Origin of the sequence: Streptomyces sp. SID5785 (assembly GCF_009870065.1) — a bacterium.
In the GTDB taxonomy this organism is placed as follows: Bacteria; Actinomycetota; Actinomycetes; order Streptomycetales; family Streptomycetaceae; genus Streptomyces.
Genome location: NZ_WWIA01000820.1, coordinates 1 through 3,252, shown reverse-complemented (window position 1 = coordinate 3,252; position 3,252 = coordinate 1). Strand labels below are relative to the sequence as shown.

3 protein-coding genes and 2 pseudogenes are annotated in these 3,252 nt (G+C 72.8%); 1 reads left to right on the top strand and 4 read right to left on the bottom strand.

The features are described from left to right. Together GTW43_RS26765 and GTW43_RS26760 are read right to left on the bottom strand one after the other, a co-directional pair. Window positions 1-424: pseudogene (locus GTW43_RS26765) on the bottom strand (hypothetical protein); the annotation flags it as partial. 26 nt (window positions 425-450) lie between these two features. Continuing rightward, the gene (locus GTW43_RS26760; protein ID WP_161304537.1) at window positions 451-1,257 is read right to left on the bottom strand and encodes an HAD family acid phosphatase; all 807 of its coding nucleotides are present in this window, start codon (window positions 1,255-1,257) and stop codon (window positions 451-453) included. Window positions 1,258-1,468: 211 nt separating this feature from the next. Between GTW43_RS26760 and GTW43_RS26755 the strand changes: the two genes are divergently transcribed. After that, window positions 1,469-1,729, top strand: a complete 261-nt coding sequence (locus tag GTW43_RS26755) for a hypothetical protein (protein ID WP_343246126.1) — start codon at window positions 1,469-1,471, stop codon at window positions 1,727-1,729. Between the two features lie 4 nt (window positions 1,730-1,733). Here GTW43_RS26755 and GTW43_RS26750 read toward each other — a convergent pair whose 3' ends face one another. Together GTW43_RS26750 and GTW43_RS26745 are read right to left on the bottom strand one after the other, a co-directional pair. After that, entirely contained in the window at window positions 1,734-3,017 is a 1,284-nt protein-coding gene (locus GTW43_RS26750) for a pectate lyase (protein WP_161304536.1), read from the bottom strand. Window positions 3,018-3,080: 63 nt separating this feature from the next. Beyond that, window positions 3,081-3,252: pseudogene (locus GTW43_RS26745) on the bottom strand (sugar ABC transporter substrate-binding protein); the annotation flags it as partial.

The following is a 3,252-nucleotide window of genomic DNA, read 5'->3' as shown; positions in this document are numbered from 1 at the left end:
TGCCGCGCAGCAGCCAGCCCGCGGTGCCGGGCGGTGCGGCGGCGGGGCCGGGGACGACCGTGCGGCGGTACTCCCACGGCCGCGGGCGCTCCGGGTCGCGGCGGCACACGAAACGTCCCGCGTCGTCGACGCCCTCCAGTTCCCAGCCCTCGGCCCCGAAGCGGTCGAGAAGCGCGGCGTCCGCGTAGGTGTCGGCGGACCAGCGCCAGATCTCGACGCGCTCGTCGGCGGCGGGCGGCGGGGTCAGCCGGGCGGCGAGGGCCTCGGCGGCGCCGAGCGCCCCGGCCGGGCCCCGGTCTTGGGGGACGGCGCCGGCCAGCCCGGCGAGGATCTCCGCGATGTGCCCCTCGGGCAGCCCGCGGTCGGCCAGCCGGGCGGCCAGGCCGTCCCAGTAGGCCGTCGCGGGGTCCTCCGGCTGCGTCACCGGGCCAGCGTAGCCAGCGGCGGTGCTCAGCCCACGTAGTACGTCGGGTTGGGGAACTTGTACGTACGGTCGGCGTGGCCGCCCTCGAGGTCGGAGTACTGGTCGCCGAAGTTGCCGACGATGTCGTAGCCGAGGGACTCGATGTGCGCCCGGGTGCCGGACTTGTACTGGACCGTGGTGCAGTTCCAGGCGGCCGGGGTGGCGCAGTCGCTCAGGTAGGCGGGCGGGTTCGCCTTGTCCTTGAGGAAGACGTGCCCGGCGTCGAGGTTCACGTCGATGCCGACCTTCTTCAGGTTCTCCACGGCGGCGGAGCGCTGGTCCGCGCCGAGCCCGGAGTTGTAGAAGACCTCGACGCCCTTGGAGTGCGCGTAGTCGATGAGTGCGGGCGTGCCGAACACGGCGGGCCGGTCGGCCTTCGCGACGTAGGCCTTCCATGTGGCGTCGTCGTAGACGTAGTTGGTCTTGCGTTCGTAGTCGAAGCTGAGCAGCAGGGTGTCGTCGATGTCGAAGACGATGGCGGGCTTGTGGCCCTTGCCGTGGTGGGCGGCGCGGGCGGCCTTGGCGATCTGCCGCTTCGCCCCGGCCTGGACGCGCGCGAGGTCCTCGGCGTACTGGCTGTCGGGCGCCGCCTGCCAGACGCCGTCGGCGTCCTGGGCGGCACCGTAGTAGGAGTCGATCTCCTGGACGAGGAGACCGATGTTGTGGGGTTCGGCGCTCGTCCGGCCCGAGGGGCGGTCGGCGCTCGCGGAACCGGTGCCGTAGGCGACGCCGGCGGCCAGGGCGCAGGCGGCGGCGACACCGACGACTCGGGTGGACTTGCGAAGGGTCGGCACGGTCAACTCCGATGAGGGCGAGGGCGGGTGGGATGCGTGCAGGTAGCCGCATGTCTACGCGCATCACACAGGCGGCCGCGACCGCTGTTACCCGATCGATATCGGGTCGGGGCCGAGCCATTGCCCGCGCCTGAACCGGACTTGACCCGGCGTTGACACCCGCCCTCTAGGGTCGACAACCGGAACGAACCGACCCAGAGGACCCCGGACCGTGCCTTCTCCCCCGCTGGTCTCCGCCGTGACGCGTGCGTCGTCGCCCGAACTGCTCGGGATGTTCGTCGTGGGCGCGCTCGTGGCCATCGGGCGCGGCCTGAGCTGGGCCCTCGACCTGCGCACCGTCCTCGCCCGGCGGGCGGGCGCCCCGCCCGTCGCGGGCCCGCCGCCGGGACAGCTGCGGCTGCTCGGCTCGTTGCTCGCGACGGCCGGGGTGGGACTGCTCGTGGTGGCCTACGTGCTGTGGCGGCTGGGCTGAGGGATCAGCGCAGCCGGTCCGCCCCGGCGCCGCGTGCGACGGTGCGCGGCACGGACCGTGCCGGGTCGACGTGCGTGCGCAGGGTCGGGGTCCAGCCCGCGCCGGCGGTCAGCGGCGCCTCGGGGTGGGCGGTGTTGTAGGCGTCGACCAGGTCCACGGGCCGCCCGTTCACGAGGTTCCCCCGTGCGGTGACCGGGAAGTCGTTCCACCGGTACAGGACGTCCCCGGCCGTCACCCCGCGCGGCAGCGTGAACGCGTTCTTCTCCGCGACCAGCCGCGAGGCGTGCCCGATGCCGAACGAGTAGACGTAGTCCGCGTTCGCGACAAAGGCGTTGTTGTAGACGTCGACCTGTCCGAACCGCACGCGGGGCGCCCGCTCGACGATGTTCTCGAAGAGGTTGTGGTGCAGGGTGACCCGCAGCCGTCCCTCGTCCGTGGCACCTGCCCCGTCGCTGTTGCCGATCATCAGGGTCTTGTCGTGGTCGGCGAAGACGTTCCAGGAGACCGTGACGAGGTCGGCGCCGTTGACGATGTCGAGCTCTCCGTCGTGCCGCTGGTACAGGCGCCCGTAGTAGGCGGGCAGCGTGGAGTCCGGGTGGGCGCCGTCGGTGAACGTGTTGTGGTCGAGCCAGACGTGTGTGGAGCCGTGCACGACGGCGGCGTCGTACTCGGAGTTCCAGTTGCCGGTGTCGCCGTCGGTGGGGTCCCACTGGGGGAAGCAGTCGAGCGGGGACTCGAAGGTCAGGCCCCGCACGATGACGTTGTCGACGCCCTCGATCTGCAGGCTGCCGCCCACGACGGACGGGCGGTGGCCCACGCCGACGAGGGTGGTGTTGGCCGGGACCTTCACCTCGACGGCAGCGGCCTGGCGGGCGGCGGAGGCGGCCCGCAGGTCCTCCTGCGGGCCGGAGACCTCCTTCTCGTACCCCCACACGGCGGGGTCGTAGTCGGCGAGGTACCGGTCGAAGTCGTAGCCGTCGGTGGCGAATCCGGAGCAGTCGGCGCCGTCCGCGTCGAGGGTGCCGCGCACTCTGATGATCTTCGGGGCGGAGCCGCCGTCGGCGAGGGCCGACTTCAGCTCCGCCCAGGTGGTGACGGTGCGGACATGGGCGGCGTCGGCTCCGGCGCCGCCGGTGGTGCCGGGGCCGGACGAGGCCCAGCCGTCCCCGGCGGGCAGCGTGGCGCGCGCCGGGTCGGGGCGATGGGCCTGGGCGGTGCCCGGGGCGGCGGCGGTCAGGACGAGGGCGGCGCAGGCGGCGACGAGGGCCGCGCGGGTACGGGGCTTCACGGATTTCTCCTTCTCTGCGGACGGACGACGTTGTGCGGGCGGCGGGTCCCCGAGGGTGCGCGCCTAGTTCTTGCGGGTGTCCCACTCCGCCTGCGCCTTGTTCAGCGCGTCGGCCGTCCTGTCGAGGAACTCCTCGGCGCCGAGCGTGCCGAGCAGGACCTTCTGGAACCTGGGCTCGGCGTCCGTCTTCGTGATCGTGTTCCAGTCCGGGAGGTAGTACGGGAGCTGCACGATC